This window comes from Bacillus ndiopicus (genome assembly GCF_000612805.1).
GTDB lineage: Bacteria > Bacillota > Bacilli > Bacillales_A > Planococcaceae > Metasolibacillus > Metasolibacillus ndiopicus.
Map to the genome: position 1 here is coordinate 127,899 of NZ_HG964409.1, position 23,271 is coordinate 151,169.

Here is a 23,271-nt window from a genome sequence, read left to right on the forward strand (position 1 = left end):
TTTTTAGTCTTCAAGCTCGTTGATTTTCGTTACGATTTGCAATAATTCATCAGAGGATGCAGCAACGATTGTGGATGCTTCTGTTAATTCTGCAATTAAGTTTGAAATAGTACGGATATCATCGGTAGTATTCATATATTGCTGTTTAATGCCAGATACAGCCTCGGTAATTGAAGTAAATGATGCTGCAAGATTTTGTTGTGTTTCAACAGTTTGCTGTACTTGTGAATCTACACTTTGAACAGAGCTAGCCATGCTTAAAATATTGTTTTCCGTTTCTTTAATCAAGTGTGCTACATTTTGAACAGCTGTTTTCGTTTCTTCCGCTAGCTTTCTTACTTCGTCTGCTACAACAGCAAAGCCTTTACCATGCTCACCAGCACGCGCTGCTTCAATTGAAGCATTTAGCGCTAATAAATTGGTTTGATCTGCTATGCCTGTTACAAGACCTACAATTTCTGAAATTTTTTGCGAAGAGAGACGTAAAGCCGCCATGGAAGCCTCTAATGTTTCCACACCAGTTAAAATCGTATTCATTAAACGAGTTTGTGTTTCGAGATGGCTTTTTCCTAAATTTGACTTCTCTTCTGTTTCAGCTACAAAGGCTAGACCCTGCTCAGTAGCTGAGCTAATTCCTTCAGCCTGATGGGAAATTGTTTGTAGAGACGCAGATGTTTCCTCGCTTGTGGAGCTCAGCTCTCGAGACGTATCTTGAAGTGTACTAATTAATACGTGCTTAGATGCTTCAAGCTCTAAGCGGATGCGCTCTTCTTCATTTTCATAAGCCTCAATTACGAGCTGCTGCTCAAAGTTGATTATTTTTGAAAAGGCATTAATTGCTCGAATACATTCATTTTTTGATAAATCTAAGCCATTAACAAATTCGATAAATGTTGACATTAGTGATTGGAATGATGCGATATACCATTTTGACTTCAAACCAACTCGCACATGTACATGTGCAATAATTTTACGTTCTTCTATATAAGCAGCATTAATTTTACTATTAAAAATATCATTTAAGTGTTTAGTTAAAGTACCTTTTAAGCGGTCAATATGTGAGTTTGTTTGAATAATCGCAACTAAATTAGATTGTAAACTAATTGCCTCATAAAACTGCTCGACCATTGTAGGAACTAAATCTTTGGCAAATGGTTGGAGCTGCTTCAAAATAGCTAAGTCCTCTGTTGTCAATTTAAGCAATTGTAGTTGTTTCACTAAATCAGGGTAATTACTAACATCTAGTTGAACTTGTTGTATGTATTTTGATGTTTCAAAAAAAGTTGATTGTTCAGTAGTCTTTTTTGTAAACCAGTTCGCCATTATTTTCTCCATCCTACAATAAAATTTATCTAGTTCCTCTATCTCAAAAGAATAAAAAGTATAACATTCCTATTGTACTATTTTAAATGCTAGTTTTGCAATCTTTTGTCAGAAGTATATATTTGATTCAATTTGTTTTTTAAGTAGCTACAAGGTAGAATTAAGGATATAAAATGATGAAGGAGAAACGAACAATGAAATTTTATAAAGGACGTTTAAAATATGTCGTTCCACTTTCAGCTGTTGTAGGTGTTTCATCCACAATGATGATATTTAATAAATATGAAGATGTGCCATCATTACATAAATTTTTGATTATTGTAGGGGCTGTCTTTTTCTCGGCTGTTATTTCTTATTTTTTATTCCCACAGGCTAGTGATAATCCAGATGATAGAGGTCCGTATTAAAGTTAGATAATTTTTTTACATAAAAATGAATCTTTCAACAACCTTTTACCGTATATAAAGTACAAACATTAAAAGAAGGGTTGATGTCATATGGAAGACAAATGGTCAAAAGTAATTATTCATGCTAGTGCATTTTTTGCGCCAGTTTTAGTACCAATTTTATTTTTCTTAATTAGTACAGATAGTGAAATAAAGCGTTTATCAATACAAGCATTATTATTCCAAGCAGTTATGTGGGTACTTGTGGGTATTTCAGGATTCTTCTCAGTGATACTAATTGGTCTACCGTTTTTAATTGTATTTGCGATTATGGGAATTGTTGTACCGATTATCGGTATTGTCAAGGCAATAAACGAAACTCAGTGGGATTATCCGATTGTTGGACGTTGGGTATAATAAGTTTTAAAAGTATAAAAAATGGCAAAACTTCTAATGCAGAGGTTTTGCTTTTTTTGTTGCTAAAGCCTTGTTATATAAAGCTTTAAAAGCGAAATTATGCATTGTGAGGTTTTTTAATTGCATTTCAATTTCGCTGTTTCTATAATTAAGTCAAAGATAGTCAAAGTCAGTTATGGAATTGAGGTGAGAGACAATCGTGCGGAATATATCTGATATTATTGAAGGTTATTTAAAACAAGTTCTCGAATTAAGTGGGCAAGAGCATATCGAAATAAAACGTAGTGAACTTGCAGATAAATTTCAATGCGTTCCGTCTCAAATCAATTACGTTATTAATACAAGGTTTACAGCGGAACGAGGTTATTTAGTTGAAAGTAAGCGGGGTGGCGGTGGTTATATTCGTATTTTACGTGTTGAGGTCCATTCAAAAGCCGCACTTATTGACGATATGATTCAGCAAGTTGGAGATGCGGTGGCACAGCAATCGATAGAGCATATGATATACCGTTTAATAGATGAGGAAATAATTACAAAACGGGAAGCGAAGCTAATATTAGCTGCGGTCGATCGCTCAACATTAGCACTGCCGTTACCACTACGCGACCAAGTTCGCGCATATATAGTAAAGGCGATGTTTATTACGTTGAAATACGACAATAAATAAGGTAGGTGATTAGCATGATTTGTGAACATTGTAAACAGAGACACGCATCTGTTACAGTGACGAAAGTACAAAATGGGCAAGCGGTCGCAAAGCATTATTGTGAGCATTGCGCATCAAAATTTCATCCATTTCAAACAGACATACAGGAAGAGCCAGTGGCATTGCATCAGCTTATTTCAAACTGGTTTGGTGTACCGATGTGGAAAAGCACACAAACAGAAGAAAAAAAAGCTACGCAAAGCACATGTCCATCATGCGGCTTCACATATCGCCAATTTTTAAAGCAAGGGAAATTTGGCTGCACCGAGTGCTATAACACGTTCCGAGATCAACTCCCACCTGTGCTTAGTCGTTTACAGGCTGGCACATCACATACTGGTAAGTCTGTAGTGATTAGTATGGAGCAGCTCAAGCAAAAAATAGAAGAAATACGCCAGCAAATGCAGCATGCAATCGCAGAAGAGCGCTTTGAGGACGCTGCTAAAATGCGTGATGAAATAAAATCAATTCAGCATAAGCTTGATGCTGGAGGTGTAGATGTATGAATATCGAGCATTTTTTAAAGCATGCACCTAAATGCGTCGTCGAAAGTGGTGAACATTCAGATATCGTCATGACAACTCGCATTAGGCTTGCTAGAAATATTGCCAATATTCGCTTTCCGCTAAGCTTTTCACAGCAAGAGGCGAATGGTGTACAGGAGAAGCTTATGAAAGCATTGCTCACGCCACAGGAGCAATTAAATTTTTCTTATTTTAAAATGGCTGATTTATCACAATTAGAACGCCAATTGTTAGTAGAGAAACATTTAATTAGCCCTTATTTAGCGAAGCATAAAGAGGTGTCGGCTGTCTTCTTATCCTCCGACGAATCCACAAGCGTAATGATTAATGAGGAGGATCATTTGCGGATTCAAGTTTTGAGCCCAGGTATGCAGTTAATGGAGACATATGAATATGCGAGTGAGCTAGATGATCGATTAGGTAAACAAGTGAGCTATGCTTATGACGAGCAATTTGGTTATTTAACGAGCTGTCCAACAAATGTAGGTACAGGATTACGTGCATCGATTATGATGCATTTGCCAGCACTTACAATGTCAAAGCAAATGAATGTCCTAATCCAAATGATGACACGTTTAGGTATGGTTGTGCGTGGTATATATGGAGAGGGTAGCGAAAATTTAGGTAATATTTATCAAATATCTAACCAAGTAACGCTAGGTAAATCAGAGCGTGAAATTTTAGAAGAGCTGCAAAAGGTTGTTGAACAAATTATTGAGAAAGAGCGCAATGCTCGCAAAAAATTGTTAGAGCGAGCACAAGTCACATTGGATGATCGCGTTAATCGTGCATTAGGAACACTGCGTTACGCTCGTGTATTAACAAGTGAGGAGGCGGCATCATGCCTCTCAAGCGTTCGATTAGGTGTTGATTTAAAACTGATCCAAGGAATTTCGCCTAGCTGCTTAAATGAATGCGTCATGTTAATTCAGCCAGGCTTTGTTCAGCAATATGCAGGGACAATGCTCGATGCGGTAGATCGTGATATATATCGGGCAAAGTATGTTCGGGAAAAATTGGATAATGATAGTTTGATTACAGGTGAAAAAGGAGAGGAAACATATGATGTTTAATCGTTTTACGCAACGCGCACAAAAAGTTTTACAATTAGCACAGGAAGAAGCTATTCGCTTAAATCACGATGCGATTGGGACAGAGCATATTTTACTCGGTCTCGTGCGTGAAGGTGGTGGCATCGCAGCAAAAGCGTTAGAGGCAATTGGGGTTAGCCCTCAAACGATAGAATCGGGTATTGAAGAGTTAGTAGGTAAGGGAACTGAGAAAGTTGGTTTAACAGTAAGCTATACGCCAAGAGCTAAAAAAGTAATTGAATTATCTGTTGATGAGTCGCGAAAATTAGGCCATTCATATATCGGAACAGAGCATATTTTATTAGCGTTAATTCGTGAGGGTGAGGGAGTTGCAGCGCGTGTCTTAGCGAATGCAGATGTTAGCTTAAATAAAGCGCGCCAGCAAGTCTTACTATTATTAGGCAATAATGATACGAACCAACCTGGTGGTAGCGCAGCAAGCCCAACAGCGAGCACACCAACTTTAGATGGTTTAGCACGTGATTTAACTGCAATCGCACGCGAAGGCTCGTTAGATCCAGTTATCGGTCGTTCGAAAGAAATTACGCGTGTTGTTGAAGTATTATCGCGCCGTACAAAAAATAATCCTGTGTTAATTGGGGAGCCAGGTGTAGGTAAAACTGCGATTGCTGAAGGTTTAGCACAGCAAATCGTGAACAATGAAGTACCAGAAATCTTACGTGACAAGCGTGTTATGACGCTTGATATGGGAACTGTTGTTGCAGGTACAAAATACCGCGGTGAGTTTGAGGATCGTCTGAAAAAAGTAATGGATGAAATTCGCCAAGCGGGAAATATTATTTTATTTATCGATGAGCTACACACATTAATTGGCGCAGGTGGGGCAGAGGGCGCAATTGATGCTTCAAATATTTTAAAACCATCGTTAGCGCGTGGTGAATTGCAATGTATCGGTGCGACAACATTAGATGAGTATCGTAAATATATTGAAAAAGACGCCGCTTTAGAGCGTCGCTTCCAGCCAATTCAAGTTGATGAGCCATCTGTTGAGGAAACAGTTCAAATTATTTACGGATTACGTGATCGCTATGAAGCACATCACCGCGTAAAAATTACAGACGAAGCAGTTGAAGCGGCAGCAAAATTATCGGATCGCTACATTTCAGACCGCTTCCTACCAGATAAAGCGATTGATTTAATTGATGAAGCGGGTTCAAAAGTACGTTTACGCTCATTTATTGTACCACCAAACTTAAAAGAGTTAGAGGAGCGTTTAGAAAGCGTGCGCTCTGAAAAAAATGCGGCTGTATCAAGCCAAGAGTTTGAAAAGGCAGCTGCTCTACGCGATTCTGAGCAAAAGCTCAAAGAGGAAGTGGAGCAAACGACGAAGCATTGGAAAGAATCTCAAGGTAAAGCGGAATCAGAAGTAACAGTTGATGATATCGCGGCAGTTGTGTCAATGTGGACAGGAATTCCTGTAAATAAAATTGCACAGGAGGAATCTGCGAAGCTGCTAAACTTAGAGGAAGAGCTGCATAAGCGAGTAGTTGGTCAAGGCGAGGCAGTTGAAGCTATTTCACGTGCGATTCGTCGTGCACGCGCAGGCTTAAAAGATCCGAAGCGCCCAATTGGCTCATTTATTTTCCTAGGTCCTACAGGTGTAGGTAAAACAGAACTTGCACGAGCATTAGCAGAAGTAATGTTTGGTGATGAGGACGCAATGATTCGTATCGACATGTCCGAGTATATGGAAAAACACGCAACTTCTCGTTTAGTAGGTGCACCTCCAGGCTATGTAGGTTTTGATGAAGGCGGTCAGCTAACAGAGAAAGTACGTCGCAAGCCATACTCTGTAGTGTTGCTTGATGAAATCGAAAAAGCACATCCAGACGTATTTAATATTTTATTACAAGTATTAGAGGACGGTCGTTTAACAGATTCGAAAGGACGCCTTGTGGACTTCCGTAACACGGTTGTTATTATGACATCAAACGTAGGTGCGGACGCATTGAAATATCAAAAGAACTTAGGCTTTAACGTTGGCAATTCAGCGTCGAAGCATAAAGATATGAAAAACACGATGCTTGAAGAGCTGAAAAAGGCATTCCGCCCTGAGTTCTTAAACCGTATTGATGAAATGATTGTGTTCCACTCATTAGAAAAAGAACACTTAACTGAAATCATTTCACTAATGGCAGCTTCTTTAACGAAGCGACTACAAGAGCAAAACATCGAGCTAGAGCTTACAGATGCAGCTCTTGCGAAAATCGCTGAAGAAGGCTACGATCCACAATATGGTGCTCGTCCATTACGTCGTGCACTACAAAAACATGTGGAAGATCGCCTATCTGAGGAGCTTTTAAAAGGCACTGTATTAACAGGCGGAAAAATTATTTTCGACTATGTTGATAATGAATTTGTTGTTCGTGCTAAGGAAAATGCTGTAGAGGCTAAATAAAAAGATTTACAATAGAGGTTGTTCGAAAAGTAGGCTAGCGCGCTGCTTTTCGGACAACTTTTTTATTGAATTGTTCGATATTTAGAAACATGTAAGTATTCTTTAAAAGCTTGAAAATACTGGTTTCTACGCAATTTTCTAAAATTTAAAATTAAAAAGTAAAGCTGAATTTACTGTTATGTCTGAAAAGGGCTAGATTCACTGGACTCCTCATTTTTGTAAAATACTGGTTTAAATTAGCTGCAAAAGGAAAAATTGATTAATTGTTAGAATATAATTAAAATGAATGGAGAGGTAAATTTTCATTTGGGTTGATAGATCGATGTTCACAATATTTCAATCGAAAAAATTACATAAGGAAATGATTGCAACAATTGAACAACATGATAAAATTAACGAATCATATCAATGAGTTAGAATTGTAACTAAAAAATTATTAAAGGCAGTGGAGCAAGTAAAGCATTTTCATGTGAGCAAATAAAACATTAATAATGAGGGATGAAGATGACGAATCAAGAGAAGATTGCAGATTTCTTAAATAATTTAACACTTGAAGAAATAGCTAATCAAAGCGATTTGCTTATTTGGATAGATTGGCGCGAGGCTGAAGAAGACTTAATAGGTTACTTTAATGATCAATTACCTGTGTCAAATCGAATTGCTTGTGAAGTTATTGAAATAGATAAACCTAGGGGTGTGGATATTATCCTATCCTCTCAAGAAAAAACGATAACCATTCCCTTTGCTGATGATGTGACAGATAGAGATAGTGCAATTCGAGCGATGCAGGGCATGCTCTCGCCTCAATATCAAATCCGTTGGTTTATGGAAACCTTAGGCGATGATACATTAGCTTTTGCATTGCTACCAACTATACAATGGGAGGAACTAGAGCTACAGTTTGGTAAGCGTAAAGTAGATTACTATTTCCAACCGATCACAAATACTAGCACCATGTTTGAAATGGGCATGGATGCGGTAGTTACGTTGCTTAAATCTAGAGAGGAAGAACTGCCTAATATATAAAATATAAACACTTAATGCATTCGTTTGCATTAGGTGTTTTTAGTTTTACCAAAGTATAGCCAGTCTTTCTTAAACTTCATTAAGCAGACTTTGCTATAATAAAACAAAAAACATTGGAGGCATTATGGCGAAGAAAAAGACAAAATTTACGTGTAATGCGTGTGGCTACGAATCGGCGAAGTGGATGGGGCGCTGTCCAGGCTGTGGGCAGTGGAATACGATGGTGGAGGAAGTAGAGGTTATTGTTAAGGGTCCCCGTGGAGCTTTCCAACATTCTACTGCAACTACGCAAAAGGCTGTGCCGATTATGACAGTGGAAACAGTGGACGAGGCACGAATCGTTACGGAGATGACGGAGTTAAACCGTGTGCTTGGAGGCGGTATAGTTGCGGGTTCACTTGTATTAATAGGTGGGGATCCTGGTATTGGGAAGTCTACGTTATTGCTTCAAGTTTCTGCGCTACTTTCTAATCGTGGTCAGCGCGTGCTTTATATTTCTGGTGAGGAGTCGATTCGCCAAACAAAATTGCGAGCAGAGCGTCTAGGTGTGAAATCGCAGGAGCTCTTTATATACTCAGAAACGAATTTAGAATTTTTGCATCAAACGATTGAAGAGGTGCAGCCGAAATTTGTTATTGTCGATTCGATCCAAACGGTGCATCATCCAGAGGTGACGAGTGCACCAGGAAGCGTATCACAAGTTCGTGAATGTACAGCGGAGCTAATGCGCATTGCAAAAACGAAAAACATTGCAATTTTCCTTGTAGGTCATGTGACGAAAGAGGGACAAATTGCTGGCCCTCGACTTTTAGAGCATATGGTAGATACAGTGCTTTATTTTGAAGGAGAGCGACACCATAATCACCGTATTTTACGCAGTCAAAAAAACCGTTTTGGTTCAACAAACGAGATTGCAATATTTGAAATGCTACATGGCGGTCTAAAGGAAGTCTTAAATCCATCTGAGTTGTTTTTACAGGAGCGCTCACAAGGAGTAGCGGGTTCAACAATTGTTGCATCAATGGAAGGAACACGTCCCATTTTAGTAGAAATTCAATCGCTTGTGACACCGACAAGCTTTAATTATCCAAAGCGTATGGCGACCGGAGTAGACCAAAACCGTGTGCAACTATTGATGGCTGTGCTAGAAAAGCGTATGGGCATGATGCTACAGGCACAGGACGCCTATATTAAGGTGGCAGGCGGTGTAAAGCTGGATGAGCCTGCAATTGATTTAGCTGTTTTAACGTCGATTGTTTCTAGTTTTAAGGATCAAGCTGTGCGTGCAACAGACTGCTTTATCGGAGAGGTTGGTTTAACGGGAGAAGTGCGCCGTGTTTCTCGTATTGAGCAACGTGTACAAGAGGCAGCAAAATTAGGCTTCCAACGAGCCTTTATCCCTGCATCCAATATTGGTGGGTGGGATTTCCCGCCTGGTATCCAAGTTGTCGGGGTAGAAACGATAGGTGATTGCTTGCGCCTTTGTTTCAATGAATTTTGATCAAGGAGAGTTGTCTGAAAAGCATACTATTGTGCTGCCTTCAGACAACTTTTTACTTATAGACTTTCTTTTTCATTTGTCAATTTCCCCTTTCGTAAAGAGTAAACCGTTTTGGTATAGCTTGTGTAATTGTTTAACTTCCTGTTCAATGGCGATTTTGCCTGCATCCTTAATGACATATTCCTCGTCTTCCTCAAAAGACATAATCCAATTTTTCTTTACTAATTGTTTGAATTGCACCGTAAATAGTTTCTACACCAAGCTCGACGTGTTTGTCGCTTAGCTCCGAAACGAATTGCATAATGCTATAGCCATGTCTTGGCTCGTATAGGGATAAAAGGATATAATAAATTCCTTCTGTTAATGGGGAATACTTTCCCATTGTGTCACCGCCTATCGTCTATCGATATAAAAAATATGGTTAGTTGTTCTTCGCAATAATAGGAGGAACGATGTATAATTATGCTCAAGGGAAGGATGTGATGTGATGTTAAAAAGAGTTATTCAAATTGCCTTTTTATTAATCGGGGGAACGTTGGGCTTTATTTTTTTACCGCCATTATATGAGTTTATGCATTTATCTTCTAGTCCGTGGCTTAACAATCCTATTGTTTCGATTATTTTAGGCGCTAGTTTACTATTTGTTTTGTCATTTTTATTGTCCGATTATTGCGTTCGCTTAATTGTTTGGATGGAGGAAGTGTTATTCAAATTGCCGGTAGGTGATTTGTTGTTTGGAACATTCGGCTTAATTGTTGGTTTAATCGTGGCCTATTTTATTGGCTTTGCGATTGAGCGCATTTCGTTGCCCGGTGTGTCTGAAGTGCTACCAATACTTTTTTCTATCACGCTGGGATACTTAGGTTTCCGTATTTTCTTCAAACAGCGAGAAGAGCTGTTGCAGCTATTCACATCTAAAGGCAGTACGCAAAAGAAAAAGGCTGCTACACAGGATGATATGGCAATGTCGAAATTATTAGACACAAGCGTTATTATCGATGGGCGCATTGCGGATATTTCTGCGACAGGCTTTGTGGAAGGGGCTCTTGTTGTGCCGCAGTTTGTATTAACTGAATTGCAACATATTGCAGACTCTTCAGATACATTAAAGCGCACTCGCGGCCGAAGAGGTCTAGATATTTTAAAAAGGCTACAGGATGAGCGTGCATCACAAGTGTTGATTGTAGATGATGATTTTGAGGACGTGCAAGAAGTCGATTTGAAACTGGTGCGTTTAGCAAAACAACGCAATGCACAAATATTAACGAATGATTTTAACTTAAACAAAGTGTGTGAGCTACACAATGTACAGGTATTAAATATTAATGATTTAGCAAATGCAGTGAAGCCTGTTGTTATTCCAGGCGAGGATATGCAAGTTGTCGTTATTAAAGATGGTAAGGAACATAATCAAGGTGTTGCTTATTTAGATGATGGTACGATGATCGTTGTAGAGGGTGGTCGCAGTTACATTGGGCAGGCGATTACGGTTACAGTAACGAGCGTGTTACAAACATCAGCGGGGCGAATGATATTTGCTAAACCAAAAGAAAGTTAGGGAGTGAGCAAATGCGATATGAAGTAGTGTTACCTGCTGCGGGTAGTGGAAAGCGGATGGGGGTAGGGCAAAACAAATTATTTTTGCCACTTTTTGAAAAGCCGATTTTAATACACACATTAGAGGTGTTTGAGCAGGATAGCAATTGTACAGGAATTTGGCTAGCTGTGAAGCCTGATGAACGAGCATTTATTGAAGAGTTGTTAGTGCGTTTTGGTATAACGAAAGTGAAGGGGTTACCTGCTGGAGGTGAGGAGCGTCAGCATTCTGTCCATTCATGCTTAAAGGCAATGGAGCAGGTGGAAATTGTTCTTGTGCATGATGCTGCTCGTCCATTTATTACCCAAGAAATTATTGCACAGCTAACAAAGGTAGCGCATGAAAAGGGTGCGGCAATTGCTGGGGTTCGTGCAAAAGATACGATGAAAAAGGTGCGCGGTACGGTTATTGCTGAAACGATAGAGCGTGATAGTTTATGGATGATTCAAACACCTCAAGCATTTCGCTTTGATTTATTAGCAGAGGCAGAAGATGTAGCGGAGAAAGTAGGGTTTTTAGGCACAGATGAAGCAATGCTAGTAGAGCGTCTTGGTCATGAAGTTCATATTGTTGAAAGTAGCTATGAAAATTTAAAAATGACAACGCAAGAGGATTTACTATTTGGAGAAGCTATTTTGCGTAAGCGAGCTTTACAAGGTTAGCTGAATTAAGAGGGGAATGTCTGAAAAAATATTAAAGACATTCCCCTTTTTTAATTACTTGTTTTCAAAAGTTGCTTTTTAATAATAGAGCGGTTTTTCTCTTTAAACAGCTCGTTATGAGAGGAAACCATTCCGTAACGATAAGCGCTTGGCTCTAAATAGGTTTTAATGGAGTTAACAGCATTTGCTGCATCCTGGAAAGTACCAATAAGAAGGTTAACTTTTCCTTCAAATGCTAAAATATCTCCAGCCGCAAAAATACCAGGATGTGGCGTTTCGCCTGTAGCCTTTCCTTCAAAATAATAGTCATCCTTTTTAGGAAGTATTATTGCTTTGTCAAATTCTAATGATGCTTCACGATTATAACCATGACTAATAATGACCTCATCGATATGGCGAATAGAGCTTTCTTGAGTTTTTGAATTTTCGCATGTTACATATTGGATAGCTGTCTTATCAGCGTTGGAAGTTAGCTTCGTAATTGAAGTATTACATTCGATTTTGACACCAGCATTAATGGCTTCTTGTATCGTTGCCTCATGTGCTGATAAATTGTCTTTTCTATACACTACAGTGATGTTTTTGGCGATTTGACTAAGCTCAACTGCCCAATCAATAGCCGCATTGCCCCCTCCTGAAATAATCACTTCTTTACCAACGAAACGCTGATAGGATTGCACAGTATAATGCAAATTGGCCATTTCGTATTTTTCTGCCCCTTCTAATGTGAGCTTTTGCGGATTAATGATGCCCCCACCAATTGCTAAAAGAATAGCTTTAGAGTAGTGACGCTCTCCCTTTGAAGTATGAACGATGAATAAATCCCCATCTCGTTCTATAAAATCAACCTTCGTATCCGTTAAAATTGTTGGATCAAATGTTTTTGCTTGATCAATTAATTGTTTAACAAATTGCGCCCCAAGTACAGGGGGGTGACCACCAATATCCCAAATAAGCTTTTCGGGATAGAGTAGTACCTTTCCCCCAAGCTCTTGTTGACTTTCAATAAGCTTCGTTTTCAAGCCACGGAGCCCACTATAAAAAGTACTATACAAACCCGCAGGTCCACCGCCAATAATTGTTACATCATATATATTTTGCATTTAAACTACCACATCCTTAAAAAAATATTTGACAAAATGTAAAAGGATAATTAGACTTTCTAAGTGATAACGATTATCATTATCGATTGGATTTAATCATAACATGGAATTTCAAAAAAGGAAAGAGAGGTCACGCTTTGCGTTTACAAATTGAATCGCTACGTATTGGCTATGACAATAAAACGATTGTACAAGATTTATCGCTGCAAATCCCTGATGGAAAAATAACGACAATTATCGGCTCGAATGGCTGTGGTAAATCTACGCTTTTAAAAGCAATTACTCGAATTTTGAAGCATGAAAGTGGGCGAGTTATTTTAGATGGTAGAAGTATTTCTGAGATGAATACAAAAGATTTAGCGAAAGAACTCGCTATTTTACCACAAAGTCCAGAAAGTGCACATGGTCTAACAGTAGAAGAGCTTGTGTCATATGGCCGATTTCCATATCAAAAAGGCTTTGGAAATTTATCGCAAAAGGACAAAGCAATGATTGATTGGGCTTTAAAAGTTACCAAAACAGAGGATTATCGCCTTCAATCCGTTGATGCCCTATCAGGTGGACAACGTCAGCGTGTATGGATTGCCATGTCATTAGCACAAGAAACCAATATTATTTTTCTAGATGAGCCAACAACATACTTAGACATGGCACATCAGTTAGAGGTTTTAGAGTTGCTAGATAAGTTGAATAAAGAAGAGGAGCGCACAATTGTTATGGTGTTACATGACTTAAATCAAGCTGCGCGCTTTTCGGATTATATTGTTGCTTTATCGAAGGGGGAGCTTGTGAAGTTTGGAGCTGCTGAGGAAGTAATCGTTCCAGAAGTGTTGGAAAAGGTATTTAATATTGATGCAGTTATTGGCAAAGACCCTAGAACAAATAAGCCAATGTGTATTACTTATAATCTATTACAAACGGTGTAAAAGGAGATAGAACAATGAAAAAGAGGTTATTAACAATGTTAATGATGGTCGCATTAGTACTTGCGGCTTGTGGCAATAAAGAAGAATCGAAAAAGGATGTAAAGGAAGCATCGGCTGCAACGATTACATATCAATCAGAGGCGGGCCCCATTGAAGTACCGGCAGAGCCAAAGCGTGTAGTTGTATTATCATCATTTACAGGTCATTTACTACAGTTAGGTATCAATGTTGTAGGTGTTGATTCATGGGCTGCGGACAATCCAAACTTCCAAAAGGGCGTTAAGGATGCAGTTGTTGTTGAAAATACTGATATTGAAAAAATTATTGAACTAGACCCAGATTTAATCATTGGTTTAAATGGTATTGAAAATGCGGATAAATTAGCAGAAATCGCGCCAACTGTATTATTTACTTATGGCAAGGTTGATTACTTACAACAATTTATTGAGATTGGTAAGGTTGTCAATAAAGAACAAGAAGCAACAGAATGGGTAGAGGATTTCAAGGCACGTGCAGCAGAGGCTGGTGTAAGAATTAAAGCAAAAATTGGTGAAGATGCAACAGTTACAGTAGCAGAAATGTTCAATAAACAACTATATGTTTATGGTAATAACTGGGGGCGTGGGACGGAAATTTTATACCAAGAAATGGGCTTGAAAATGCCTGAAAAAGTAATACAGGATGCTTTACAGCCAGGTTATTTTGCGATTTCGCAGGAAGTATTAAATGAGTATGCGGGTGACTATGTCATTTTTAGTATGTTCCAGGACCAAGAAAATTCTTTTGAAGATGCGACATGGTTTAAAGATTTAGAAGCAGTGAAAAACGGACATTTATTCGAAATCAATGCGAATGCATTTTACTTTAATGATCCTGTTACATTAGAGTACCAGCTAAAATTCTTTGAAGAAAAGTTTTTACAATAATTTTAGATGAGAGTAGCGAAGGTAAATGACAAAGTTTCGATATATCCCGTTTTGGCTTCAGATAGTATTCGCACTCGTATTATTAGCTGTAATAGTGACAATTTCCCTTTGCTGCGGTGCAGCTAATACGAGCGTACAGGACGTTTATCAAGCAATTATTGGTCAAAGCGGTGGTAAGCATTATAGTATACTGCGTGAAATTCGTTTTCCCCGTATTATAGCTGCAATTTTTGTGGGGAGCGCACTGGCAGTTGCTGGAGCTATTATGCAAGGGGTGACGAGAAACCCATTGGCAGATCCAGGGCTTCTTGGTTTAACAGCAGGAGCGAATGCAGCCCTTGCATTAGCGATGGCATTCATCCCTAAAACATCTTTTTACCTGCTTATTTTTGCTTGCTTTATAGGTGCAGGAGTAGGAATGCTACTCGTTTATAGTATTGGGGCTTCTACGAAGAACGGCTTTTCGCCCTTAAAGCTTGTGTTAGCAGGTGCAGCGGTATCTGCCCTTTTACAGGCAATAGCAGATGGTACGGGCATATTATTTAAAATTTCGAAAGATGTATCGATGTGGACAAGCGGTGGTTTAGTTGGCACGACATGGCAGACCTTAATGATAGTCCCTTTTATCGTAGTAGGGTTAATTACTGCATTTATATTTAGTCGCCAGTTAACAATTTTAAGCTTAAATGAAGAGGTAGCTGTAGGATTAGGTCAAAACACGACGATTATTAAAGGTATTATGATGTTGGTAGTTGTTATTCTTGCAGGTTCAGCGGTTGCTCTTGTAGGTAATCTAGCATTTGTCGGCTTAATGGTGCCGCATATTGTTCGTGCTATCGTAGGTACTGATTACCGCTTTGTTTTACCAATGAGCGCCCTTATTGGAGGTGGCTTTATGGTAGCGGCAGACTTTGCGGGGCGAATGATTAATGCCCCTTATGAAACACCAGTAATTGCGATTATTTCAATTTTGGGTCTTCCATTTTTCTTACTGCTGGTAAGGAAGGGAGGGCGCCAGTTTGTTTAATCAAGGAAGAAAAAAGCAACGTAAATGGTTATTCACATGGGTGTTGCTAACCGTATCAATTTTTATTTTGGGTATTTCAGTAGGAGCATCCTCCGTATCGATAGATCGTATACTCCCTACTTTGATGGGAAACGGTAGCTTTAAAGAATCCTTTGTTTTATTTTCTGTCCGTTTACCAAGGATGTTTGTTTTAGCGGCAGCGGGTATGGCATTAGCGCTAGCTGGTGCAGTATTACAGGGGGTAACACGGAATGATTTAGCTGACCCGGGCATCATTGGGATTAATGCAGGTGCAGGCGTTGGTATTACATTGTTTTACTTATTGGTAGATGGTGATTTACCTAATTTTGCATATGTACTCCCGCTTGTTGGATTTATAAGTGCGATTGTAACAGCGCTTGGCATTTACTTTTTCGCTTATAAACGAAGTGAAGGTATACAGCCCGTTCGCTTTATTTTAGTAGGTGTTGGGTTTGCCTATGCTTTGGCTGGCGTGATGCTACTTTTAATTTCCTCAGCTGAGCGTAGTGATGTGCAGTTTATTGCGCAGTGGCTTGCAGGTAGCGTTTGGGGAGCTGATTGGCCATTTTTCTGGGCGCTATTGCCTTGGCTTGCGTTAGGTATTCCTTTTATTTTTTATAAAGCAAACGTATTAAATGTGTTAGGAATGACAGAGCAAACAGCGATTGGTTTAGGGATAAATATTACGAAGGAACGCTTGCGACTATTGTTTGTTGCGGTAGCATTGGCTGCTGCTGCGGTATCAGTAACAGGGGGAATTGGCTTTGTAGGCTTAATGGCCCCACATATCGCTAAGCAATTAGTTGGTCCACGCTATCAATTATTTTTACCGCTGACATTGTTTATTGGTGCAAGCTTACTAATGCTTGCTGATACGATTGGTAGAGTAGCTATTGCAAGTGCAACAGTGCCAGCAGGTATTGTAGTCGCCTTTATTGGCGCACCATATTTTTTATATTTGTTACGTAAAAATGTTAATTGACATCATGGTAAAAATCCACATGAATGCGGTGGGTTTTTACCATTTTTAAATCACAAAAAACATGCTGGATGTAACAGCCAAAGTAGGAGCCTTCATTGAATAAATAATAAAGATGGTGAATATTCCTTAAATGAGTACATAACTTTTTTCGATTTGTTAAAAGTAGTATACTTGCGGCAGTTTGTGTAGGTCATTACGTAAATTTTTCTTAAAATTTAAGGCTATTCGCCTCCTTTTACATTAAAGGTTCATTTTGTAAAAATGAATTCTTGCAAACAACAATAATCTTTTGTAACCTTATAAAAACACAAGTATTGTTATAAGATTAATTAGAAAATTGAAGGGGTGTTTTGTTGTTATGAATTTAAATGAATGGTTGAATGAAAAGGTACCAGCAATTACGAGCTCTTTAAATGATATAAATAAGCAGTATATTGATATTGAAAACTCCATTGGCTTTGTTGGCCGGGACAAAATTTATCAAATTTTAGATAAATTCCATGAAGTATTATTTCCAGGTATTTATACAACTCCACCGATTGATGAGATGCGCATTAATATTGTAAGTAGTAATAAACTGCGTGAGGCAGCGCTGGATTTGCGTGATATTATTGAAAAGGTGCTGATTTATAATATGGATGATAGCGACTCATCGAATACTGGGACGTATTGCCTTGAACAGGCAGATCAAATTGTGATGGATTTAATTGCTAGGTTCCCAGCAATTCGTAAGATGCTACAAACAGATATACAAGCTGCTTATAATGGAGACCCGGCAGCTCTTTCTACAGAAGAAATTTTGCTAAGCTATCCATCGATAGTGGCAGTGTTTATTCACCGTATAGCCCATGAACTATATGAAATGGGTGTGCAAATTGTGCCGCGCATTATGTCAGAGTATGCACATCGTTTAACGGGTATCGATATTCATCCAGGAGCTTCCATAGGGGAATCATTCTTTATTGACCACGGTACGGGTGTAGTTATTGGAGAAACGTGTACAATTGGTAATAACGTGAAAATTTATCAAGGTGTAACGCTAGGAGCGCTAAGCTTTCCACTTGATGCAAATGGTAACCCGATTAAAGGTATTAAACGCCACCCGAATATTGAAAACAATGTTGTAATTTATGCAGGTGCAACGATTTTAGGTGGAGAGACGACAATTGGGCATGATTCCGTGCTGGGGAGTAATATTTGGTTAACGCATTCTGTACCACCATATTCACGTGTTTATAATTCGCAGCCATCTCCAAATATTAGTAACAGTCAAATGAAAAACATTGAGTATCATATTTAAAGGGAAGCTATATTAAACAATTGTTAGAAATTTGTGCTTCTGCATTGATTGCATCAAGATGTCATGGAGGTGTCTCAAAATAATTTTTCAGACACCTCACTTCCCTATTTCACAATAAATTTTGATATGATAGTGAATAAAGTAAAAATGACAAATAATAATTAAAGGAAGATGAATATGTTTCGAGTAGGTCAAGGTTATGATGTACATGCATTTGCGGAAGGACGAAAATTAATTTTGGGCGGTATTGAAATTCCACATGAGCGCGGGCTTTTGGGGCATTCAGATGCAGACGTATTATTACATACAATTACGGACGCTGCACTTGGTGCAATTGGTGAAGGCGATATTGGACGTCATTTCCCAGATACAGATCCCGAGTGGAAGGATGCTGATTCAGCGAAATTACTACAATACATTTGGAAGATTGTTGAAGATAAAGGCTATGTGCTAGGTAATGTAGACGCTACAATTATGGCGCAACGCCCGAAAATGGCACCGTATATTGAACCGATGCGCAATCGAATTGCTGAATTATTAAATGCTGAGCCATCACAAGTGAATGTGAAGGCGACTACAACAGAGAAATTAGGCTTCGTTGGTCGTGAAGAGGGTATAGCGGCGTTAGCGACGATTTTGTTAATTAAAAAATAATATTTAAGAGGCTGACGAGAAGGCGGGCTAGCACCTGCATTTCCCGTCAGCCATCCTATTTTCTAGCCGAAAAGGATTTCCTCGTTTTTTAGCGCACAATGCTTAAAAAGAGGAATTTGTAGAAAAGCTTTATCCGGGATTTTTTAATCCCCTATACTTTTATTTGCCTAGAGACAATGGTAAAATGGACAAAGTTAAAACGGTCGGAAATTTTTCGTGACTTAAAATTTAGGAGGCTTTTATTATGACGAAACAAGTTCGTGTTCGTTATGCGCCATCACCAACAGGTTTTTTACATATTGGAGGAGCGCGTACGGCATTATTTAACTATTTATATGCAAAGCATCATGACGGTAAGTTTATTGTGCGTATAGAGGATACAGATATCGAGCGTAATGTAGAGGGCGGGGAAGCATCTCAGCTTGATAACTTACGTTGGTTAGGTATTATACCTGATGAGTCGATTGATATTGGTGGACCATATGCGCCGTACCGCCAAATGGAGCGTCTTGACATTTATAAAGAGCATGCAGAGCGTCTATTAGCAGAAGGTAAAGCATACAAATGCTTCTGTACATCAGAGGAGCTTGAAGCATCACGTGAGGCACAAAAAGCAAATGGTGTTGCTGCCCCAACTTATGATGGCAAATGTCGTCATTTAACGGCTGATGAAGTAGCAGCAAAAGAGGCTGCAGGTGAAGCATTTACAATTCGTATGCGTGTACCAGCAGAGACGACGTACAAGTTTACAGACTTAGTACGTGGTGAGGTTATTTTTGAATCAAAAGATATCGGTGATTGGGTGCTAGTAAAAGCTAACGGTATCCCAACTTATAACTATGCAGTAGTATTAGATGATCATTTCATGGAAATTTCACACGTGTTCCGTGGCGAAGAGCATTTATCGAATACACCGAAGCAAATGATGATTTTTGATGCGTTTGGCTGGGAGTATCCACAATATGGGCATATGACATTGATCGTCAATGAAGATCGCAAAAAGCTATCGAAACGTGATGAGACAATTATTCAATTCGTAGCACAATATAAAGATTTAGGTTATTTACCAGAGGCAATGTTCAATTTCTTCGCTCTACTTGGCTGGTCTCCGGAAGGGGAAGAAGAGATTTTCTCGAAGGAGCAATTTATTGAGCTATTTGATGAAAAGCGTTTATCTAAATCACCTTCAATGTTTGATAAAACGAAGCTTACTTGGATGAACAATCAATATATTAAAAAGCTATCTCGTGAAGAGGTTGTTACATTAACATTGCCACATTTACAAAAAGCGAACCTTTTACCTATAGAGTTAAATGAAGAACAGGCTGCTTGGGCTTCTGAGCTAATTGGCTTGTACCATGATCAAATGAGCTTTGGTGCAGAGATTGTTGAGCTTTCTGAGCTGTTCTTCAAGGATGATATTGACTATGATGCAGCGGCTACAGAAGTGTTAGCAGGAGAGCAAGTGCCAGAAGTTATGACATCGTTCAAAGCGCAACTAGAGGCATTAGAAATGTTCGATGCAGAATCAATTAAAGCGGCAATTAAAGCTGTACAAAAAGAAACGGGACATAAAGGAAAAAATTTATTCATGCCAATTCGCGTAGTAACAACTGGTCAAACACATGGCCCAGAGCTCCCAAATGCAATTGCATTAATTGGTAAAGAGAAAGTTATTGCTCGTGTAGAAAAATACGCGAATTAATTGATTGCTTTTTTTACTAATTTCTGTACAATGAAGCTACTATAGTATGAAAGCTTTGATAAGGAGAAGTACGTCGCGCATGCTCTAAAAGAGAAGACTACCATCGGCTGAAAGTAGTCTGAGCCTAGGCAACACGGAAATGCACCTTTGAGCGCTTTGCTGAAATCTAGTAGGCGAGCCGAAGTCGTCCCTCGTTAAAAGGACTTTAGAGCGGAAGGAGGACTAATTAGTCCCTTTCAAGCAGAGTGGAACCACGCTAACAATGCGTCTCTGTCACAATTTTTGTGACGGAGGCGCTTTTTTATCTTGTTTTAGCAAATTATTTGTACCAAAAGCGCAGTAAGAAACCAACTTGTTGAGGTTTGGTTTTATTGGTTACGAAGAAAAATAAAAGGAGAGAAAAAGATGAGCATTCAAATTTTTAACTCATTAACACGTCAAAAAGAAACATTTGTGCCACTAGAAGAAGGTAAAGTAAAAATGTATGTATGTGGACCAACTGTTTATAACTATATTCATATCGGTAACTCACGCCCTGTTATCGTTTATGATACAGTACGTCGCTATTTGCAATATGCAGGCTACGAAGTGAGATTCGTGTCTAATTTTACAGATGTAGATGACAAAATTATTAAAGCGGCAAATGAATTAGGTGAGGAAGTATTTGAGCTAACGGAACGTTTTATCGGAGCTTATTTTGACGATATTACAGCGCTAGGATGCCGTAAAGCGGATGCACACCCACGTGTGACAGAGCACATGGATGATATTATCGCATTTATTCAAGTGTTAATTGATAAAGGCTATGCATATGAATCAGCAGGAGATGTTTATTACCGTACACGCAAATTCGATGGATATGGTAAATTATCTCATCAATCTATTGATGATTTAAAGGTCGGTGCGCGTATCGAAGCGGGAGAAAAGAAAGAAGATCCACTTGATTTCGCACTGTGGAAAGCAGCGAAGCCAAATGAGATTTTCTGGGCAAGTCCATGGGGTGATGGTCGACCGGGCTGGCATATTGAGTGTTCCGTTATGGCACGTGAGCATTTAGGTGATACAATTGATATTCATGCAGGTGGTCAAGATTTAACATTCCCTCACCATGAAAATGAAATTGCGCAATCAGAGGCGCATAATGAGAAAACTTTCGCACGTTATTGGATGCATAATGGTTATATTAATATCGATAATGAAAAAATGTCGAAATCATTAGGGAATTTTGTATTAGTGAATGATATTCGCCAACAAATCGATCCGCAAGTGCTGCGCTTCTTTATGCTATCTGTACACTATCGTCAGCCAATTAACTTTGCGCAAGATTTAGTAGAGGCGGCTCGTACAGGTTTAGAGCGAATTCGTACAGCGTATAGCAATGTGGAGCACCGCCTTGTATCTGCTGCTGATTTAGTAAATAACTCGGAAGAATGGCTAACGCAAATTGCGGCAATCCAACAGCAATTTGAAGAGGCTATGAATGATGATTTCAATACTGCAAATGCGATTACAGCTTTATTTGAGTTAGCGCGTTTAGCAAATATATACGCAACTGAAAGTAATACAGAGCAAGAGGTTTTACAAAAGTTCCTAACAACATTCAATGTGCTTGGTGATGTTTTAGGTATTGTGTTGAAAGCTGAAGAAGAGCTACTTGATGAAGAAATAGAAGCGTTAATCGAAGAACGTAATACCGCTCGTAAGAATCGTGATTTTGCACGCTCTGATGAAATTCGCGACCAATTATTAAGCTTAAATATCGTATTGGAAGATACGCGTCAAGGTACACGTTGGAAACGAGGGTAATAGTATGTCGGAGCTTCGAAAAGAAGATGTAAAACAATTGAATGCGTTAGCGCTTGCTTATATGGGAGATGCAGTGCTTGAGCAGAAGGTACGAGAGCACCTTCTGCTTATAGGGCGCGTAAAGCCAAATACGCTGCATCGTGAGGCAACAAAGTATGTATCAGCAAAGGCACAATCTATGGTGATGTATCGTTTGTTAGAGGAAAACTATTTGACGGAAGAAGAGCTCGCTGTATTTAAACGAGGCCGTAATGCTAAATCGGGCTCAATTCCGAAAAACACGGATGTGCAAACATACCGCAATAGTTCAGGCTTTGAAGCGGTGCTCGGTAGCCTATATTTACTAGGGCAGTTAGAGCGTGTATATGAAATAATTGATTATGCGATTACAATCGTGGAACAATCGAAGGGAGTGTCATAGATGGCGGAGCAAACAGGTGAAATGATTGCAGGAAAAAATCCAGTGCTAGAGGCGTTACGCTCAGGTCGCGAAATGAACAAACTATGGATTGCAGAAGGTGTAAAAAAAGCAGGCATTCAAGAGCTGCTAGATTTGGCACGAGAACGCGGTGTTTTGGTGCAGTTTGTACCAAAGAAAAAAGTGGATCAACTATCAGATGCAAACCATCAAGGGATTGTCGCATCCGTTGCTGCCTATAATTACGCGGAGTTGGAAGATTTATTTGCAGCAGCCCAAGCGAAGCAAGAGGACCCCTTCTTCCTAATTTTGGATGAACTGGAAGATCCTCATAACTTGGGCTCTATCATGCGTACGGCGGATGCAAGTGGTGTACATGGTATTATTATTCCGAAGCGTCGTGCGGTTGGTTTAACAGCAGTTGTTGCAAAAGCTTCAACTGGTGCAATTGAGCATGTACCTGTTGTACGGGTAACGAATTTAGCGCAAACTGTAGATGAGCTAAAGGAGCGTGGCGTATGGATTGCTGGTACCGATGCAAAAGGCTCTGCCGATTATCGGAAAATGGATGCTACATTGCCATTAGCGATTATTATCGGTAGTGAAGGTAAGGGTATGAGCCGTCTACTGAAAGAGAAATGTGATTTTTTATACCACTTACCGATGGTTGGTCATGTTACTTCGTTAAATGCATCAGTTGCAGCGGCGTTGTTAATGTACGAAGTATATCGTAACCGCCAAGCTTTATGAT

At 39.2% G+C, this 23,271-nt stretch carries 23 protein-coding genes, 2 pseudogenes and 1 other annotated feature; of the genes and pseudogenes, 20 read left to right on the plus strand and 5 right to left on the minus strand.

The window, feature by feature from the left end:
- Positions 1–3 precede the first annotated feature (3 nt).
- Positions 4–471, minus strand: a pseudogene (locus TY13_RS21375) (methyl-accepting chemotaxis protein); the annotation flags it as partial.
- Between the two features lie 306 nt (positions 472–777).
- Positions 778–1,335, minus strand: a pseudogene (locus TY13_RS21380) (protoglobin family protein); the annotation flags it as partial.
- A 182-nt stretch (positions 1,336–1,517) separates the two neighbouring features.
- On the opposite strand from TY13_RS21380, the gene TY13_RS17070 reads away from it, so the two are divergent.
- The 8 genes from TY13_RS17070 to radA all read left to right on the plus strand — a co-directional run bounded on the left by TY13_RS17070 (position 1,518) and on the right by radA (position 9,393).
- On the plus strand, positions 1,518–1,730 hold the full coding sequence (locus tag TY13_RS17070; protein WP_042478553.1) for a hypothetical protein: 213 nt from the start codon (positions 1,518–1,520) through the stop codon (positions 1,728–1,730).
- A gap of 90 nt (positions 1,731–1,820) precedes the next feature.
- On the plus strand, positions 1,821–2,126 hold the full coding sequence (locus TY13_RS17075) for a DUF4870 domain-containing protein (protein WP_042478555.1): 306 nt from the start codon (positions 1,821–1,823) through the stop codon (positions 2,124–2,126).
- Positions 2,127–2,325: 199 nt separating this feature from the next.
- Entirely contained in the window at positions 2,326–2,793 is a 468-nt protein-coding gene (locus tag TY13_RS17080; protein WP_042478557.1) for a CtsR family transcriptional regulator, read from the plus strand.
- A gap of 14 nt (positions 2,794–2,807) precedes the next feature.
- Positions 2,808–3,338, plus strand: coding sequence for a UvrB/UvrC motif-containing protein (locus TY13_RS17085; RefSeq protein WP_042478559.1), 531 nt, complete (start codon positions 2,808–2,810; stop codon positions 3,336–3,338).
- A complete protein-coding gene (locus TY13_RS17090) occupies positions 3,335–4,429 on the plus strand; it encodes a protein arginine kinase (RefSeq protein WP_042478560.1) in 1,095 nt (364 codons plus the stop codon). The genes TY13_RS17085 and TY13_RS17090 overlap by 4 nt, the downstream gene beginning before the upstream one ends.
- Entirely contained in the window at positions 4,419–6,866 is a 2,448-nt protein-coding gene (locus tag TY13_RS17095) for an ATP-dependent Clp protease ATP-binding subunit (protein WP_042478561.1), read from the plus strand. Before TY13_RS17090 ends, TY13_RS17095 begins: the two co-directional genes overlap by 11 nt.
- A gap of 504 nt (positions 6,867–7,370) precedes the next feature.
- A complete protein-coding gene (locus tag TY13_RS17100; protein ID WP_052344376.1) occupies positions 7,371–7,892 on the plus strand; it encodes a hypothetical protein in 522 nt (173 codons plus the stop codon).
- 124 nt (positions 7,893–8,016) lie between these two features.
- Positions 8,017–9,393, plus strand: a complete 1,377-nt coding sequence (radA, locus tag TY13_RS17105; protein WP_042478565.1) for a DNA repair protein RadA — start codon at positions 8,017–8,019, stop codon at positions 9,391–9,393.
- Between the two features lie 72 nt (positions 9,394–9,465).
- Here radA and TY13_RS21160 read toward each other — a convergent pair whose 3' ends face one another.
- Both TY13_RS21160 and TY13_RS21075 read right to left on the minus strand, forming a co-directional pair.
- The gene (locus TY13_RS21160) at positions 9,466–9,597 is read right to left on the minus strand and encodes a hypothetical protein (protein WP_268258015.1); all 132 of its coding nucleotides are present in this window, start codon (positions 9,595–9,597) and stop codon (positions 9,466–9,468) included.
- Positions 9,587–9,775, minus strand: a complete 189-nt coding sequence (locus TY13_RS21075) for a helix-turn-helix transcriptional regulator (protein ID WP_230199472.1) — start codon at positions 9,773–9,775, stop codon at positions 9,587–9,589. The genes TY13_RS21160 and TY13_RS21075 overlap by 11 nt, the downstream gene beginning before the upstream one ends.
- A gap of 105 nt (positions 9,776–9,880) precedes the next feature.
- Between TY13_RS21075 and TY13_RS17115 the strand changes: the two genes are divergently transcribed.
- Complete coding sequence (locus TY13_RS17115) at positions 9,881–10,951, plus strand: PIN/TRAM domain-containing protein (RefSeq protein WP_042478567.1); 1,071 nt, start codon at positions 9,881–9,883, stop codon at positions 10,949–10,951.
- A gap of 11 nt (positions 10,952–10,962) precedes the next feature.
- Positions 10,963–11,652 (plus strand): 2-C-methyl-D-erythritol 4-phosphate cytidylyltransferase, encoded by a 690-nt coding sequence (ispD, locus tag TY13_RS17120; RefSeq protein ID WP_042478568.1) that lies wholly within the window; start codon positions 10,963–10,965, stop codon positions 11,650–11,652.
- 50 nt (positions 11,653–11,702) lie between these two features.
- Here the strand turns inward: ispD and TY13_RS17125 are convergent, their stop codons facing one another.
- Positions 11,703–12,755 (minus strand): NAD(P)/FAD-dependent oxidoreductase, encoded by a 1,053-nt coding sequence (locus TY13_RS17125; protein WP_042478569.1) that lies wholly within the window; start codon positions 12,753–12,755, stop codon positions 11,703–11,705.
- A gap of 137 nt (positions 12,756–12,892) precedes the next feature.
- Here TY13_RS17125 and TY13_RS17130 point away from each other — a divergent pair, with 137 nt between their 5' ends.
- From TY13_RS17130 to rlmB, 10 genes are all read left to right on the plus strand, one after another.
- The gene (locus TY13_RS17130; RefSeq protein WP_042478570.1) at positions 12,893–13,681 is read left to right on the plus strand and encodes an ABC transporter ATP-binding protein; all 789 of its coding nucleotides are present in this window, start codon (positions 12,893–12,895) and stop codon (positions 13,679–13,681) included.
- Positions 13,682–13,695: 14 nt separating this feature from the next.
- On the plus strand, positions 13,696–14,607 hold the full coding sequence (locus TY13_RS17135) for an iron-hydroxamate ABC transporter substrate-binding protein (protein ID WP_042478572.1): 912 nt from the start codon (positions 13,696–13,698) through the stop codon (positions 14,605–14,607).
- A 25-nt stretch (positions 14,608–14,632) separates the two neighbouring features.
- The gene (locus TY13_RS17140) at positions 14,633–15,634 is read left to right on the plus strand and encodes a FecCD family ABC transporter permease (protein WP_042478574.1); all 1,002 of its coding nucleotides are present in this window, start codon (positions 14,633–14,635) and stop codon (positions 15,632–15,634) included.
- Positions 15,627–16,637 (plus strand): FecCD family ABC transporter permease, encoded by a 1,011-nt coding sequence (locus TY13_RS17145; RefSeq protein ID WP_042478576.1) that lies wholly within the window; start codon positions 15,627–15,629, stop codon positions 16,635–16,637. The genes TY13_RS17140 and TY13_RS17145 overlap by 8 nt, the downstream gene beginning before the upstream one ends.
- 358 nt (positions 16,638–16,995) lie before the next feature.
- A complete protein-coding gene (epsC, locus tag TY13_RS17150; RefSeq protein ID WP_042478578.1) occupies positions 16,996–17,937 on the plus strand; it encodes a serine O-acetyltransferase EpsC in 942 nt (313 codons plus the stop codon).
- Positions 17,938–18,114: 177 nt separating this feature from the next.
- Complete coding sequence (gene ispF / locus TY13_RS17155) at positions 18,115–18,591, plus strand: 2-C-methyl-D-erythritol 2,4-cyclodiphosphate synthase (protein WP_042478580.1); 477 nt, start codon at positions 18,115–18,117, stop codon at positions 18,589–18,591.
- A gap of 244 nt (positions 18,592–18,835) precedes the next feature.
- Positions 18,836–20,296, plus strand: coding sequence for a glutamate--tRNA ligase (gene gltX, locus TY13_RS17160; protein WP_042478582.1), 1,461 nt, complete (start codon positions 18,836–18,838; stop codon positions 20,294–20,296).
- 46 nt (positions 20,297–20,342) lie between these two features.
- Positions 20,343–20,571: a binding site (T-box leader), on the plus strand.
- A 130-nt stretch (positions 20,572–20,701) separates the two neighbouring features.
- A complete protein-coding gene (gene cysS, locus TY13_RS17165; protein ID WP_042478584.1) occupies positions 20,702–22,102 on the plus strand; it encodes a cysteine--tRNA ligase in 1,401 nt (466 codons plus the stop codon).
- Between the two features lie 4 nt (positions 22,103–22,106).
- Positions 22,107–22,523: a Mini-ribonuclease 3 gene (locus tag TY13_RS17170; protein WP_042478585.1), complete on the plus strand. Its 417-nt coding sequence runs from the start codon at positions 22,107–22,109 to the stop codon at positions 22,521–22,523.
- On the plus strand, positions 22,524–23,270 hold the full coding sequence (gene rlmB / locus TY13_RS17175; RefSeq protein WP_042478587.1) for a 23S rRNA (guanosine(2251)-2'-O)-methyltransferase RlmB: 747 nt from the start codon (positions 22,524–22,526) through the stop codon (positions 23,268–23,270). It begins immediately after the preceding gene.
- Position 23,271 lies beyond the last annotated feature (1 nt).

What these genes read in the sequence shown, in the direction of transcription:
- epsC (WP_042478578.1), top strand. Translation starts at nt 16,996, where the DNA reads ATGAATTTAAATGAATGGTTGAATGAAAAGGTACCAGCAATTACGAGC.
- TY13_RS17135 (WP_042478572.1), top strand. Translation starts at nt 13,696, where the DNA reads ATGAAAAAGAGGTTATTAACAATGTTAATGATGGTCGCATTAGTACTT.
- TY13_RS17170 (WP_042478585.1), top strand. Translation starts at nt 22,107, where the DNA reads ATGTCGGAGCTTCGAAAAGAAGATGTAAAACAATTGAATGCGTTAGCG.
- TY13_RS17140 (WP_042478574.1), top strand. Translation starts at nt 14,633, where the DNA reads ATGACAAAGTTTCGATATATCCCGTTTTGGCTTCAGATAGTATTCGCA.
- radA (WP_042478565.1), top strand. Translation starts at nt 8,017, where the DNA reads ATGGCGAAGAAAAAGACAAAATTTACGTGTAATGCGTGTGGCTACGAA.
- TY13_RS21075 (WP_230199472.1), bottom strand. Translation starts at nt 9,775, where the DNA reads ATGGGAAAGTATTCCCCATTAACAGAAGGAATTTATTATATCCTTTTA.
- TY13_RS17115 (WP_042478567.1), top strand. Translation starts at nt 9,881, where the DNA reads ATGTTAAAAAGAGTTATTCAAATTGCCTTTTTATTAATCGGGGGAACG.
- TY13_RS17070 (WP_042478553.1), top strand. Translation starts at nt 1,518, where the DNA reads ATGAAATTTTATAAAGGACGTTTAAAATATGTCGTTCCACTTTCAGCT.
- gltX (WP_042478582.1), top strand. Translation starts at nt 18,836, where the DNA reads ATGACGAAACAAGTTCGTGTTCGTTATGCGCCATCACCAACAGGTTTT.
- rlmB (WP_042478587.1), top strand. Translation starts at nt 22,524, where the DNA reads ATGGCGGAGCAAACAGGTGAAATGATTGCAGGAAAAAATCCAGTGCTA.
- ispF (WP_042478580.1), top strand. Translation starts at nt 18,115, where the DNA reads ATGTTTCGAGTAGGTCAAGGTTATGATGTACATGCATTTGCGGAAGGA.
- TY13_RS21160 (WP_268258015.1), bottom strand. Translation starts at nt 9,597, where the DNA reads ATGTCTTTTGAGGAAGACGAGGAATATGTCATTAAGGATGCAGGCAAA.
- TY13_RS17095 (WP_042478561.1), top strand. Translation starts at nt 4,419, where the DNA reads ATGATGTTTAATCGTTTTACGCAACGCGCACAAAAAGTTTTACAATTA.
- TY13_RS17090 (WP_042478560.1), top strand. Translation starts at nt 3,335, where the DNA reads ATGAATATCGAGCATTTTTTAAAGCATGCACCTAAATGCGTCGTCGAA.
- TY13_RS17125 (WP_042478569.1), bottom strand. Translation starts at nt 12,755, where the DNA reads ATGCAAAATATATATGATGTAACAATTATTGGCGGTGGACCTGCGGGT.
- TY13_RS17075 (WP_042478555.1), top strand. Translation starts at nt 1,821, where the DNA reads ATGGAAGACAAATGGTCAAAAGTAATTATTCATGCTAGTGCATTTTTT.
- cysS (WP_042478584.1), top strand. Translation starts at nt 20,702, where the DNA reads ATGAGCATTCAAATTTTTAACTCATTAACACGTCAAAAAGAAACATTT.
- TY13_RS17085 (WP_042478559.1), top strand. Translation starts at nt 2,808, where the DNA reads ATGATTTGTGAACATTGTAAACAGAGACACGCATCTGTTACAGTGACG.
- TY13_RS17100 (WP_052344376.1), top strand. Translation starts at nt 7,371, where the DNA reads ATGACGAATCAAGAGAAGATTGCAGATTTCTTAAATAATTTAACACTT.
- ispD (WP_042478568.1), top strand. Translation starts at nt 10,963, where the DNA reads ATGCGATATGAAGTAGTGTTACCTGCTGCGGGTAGTGGAAAGCGGATG.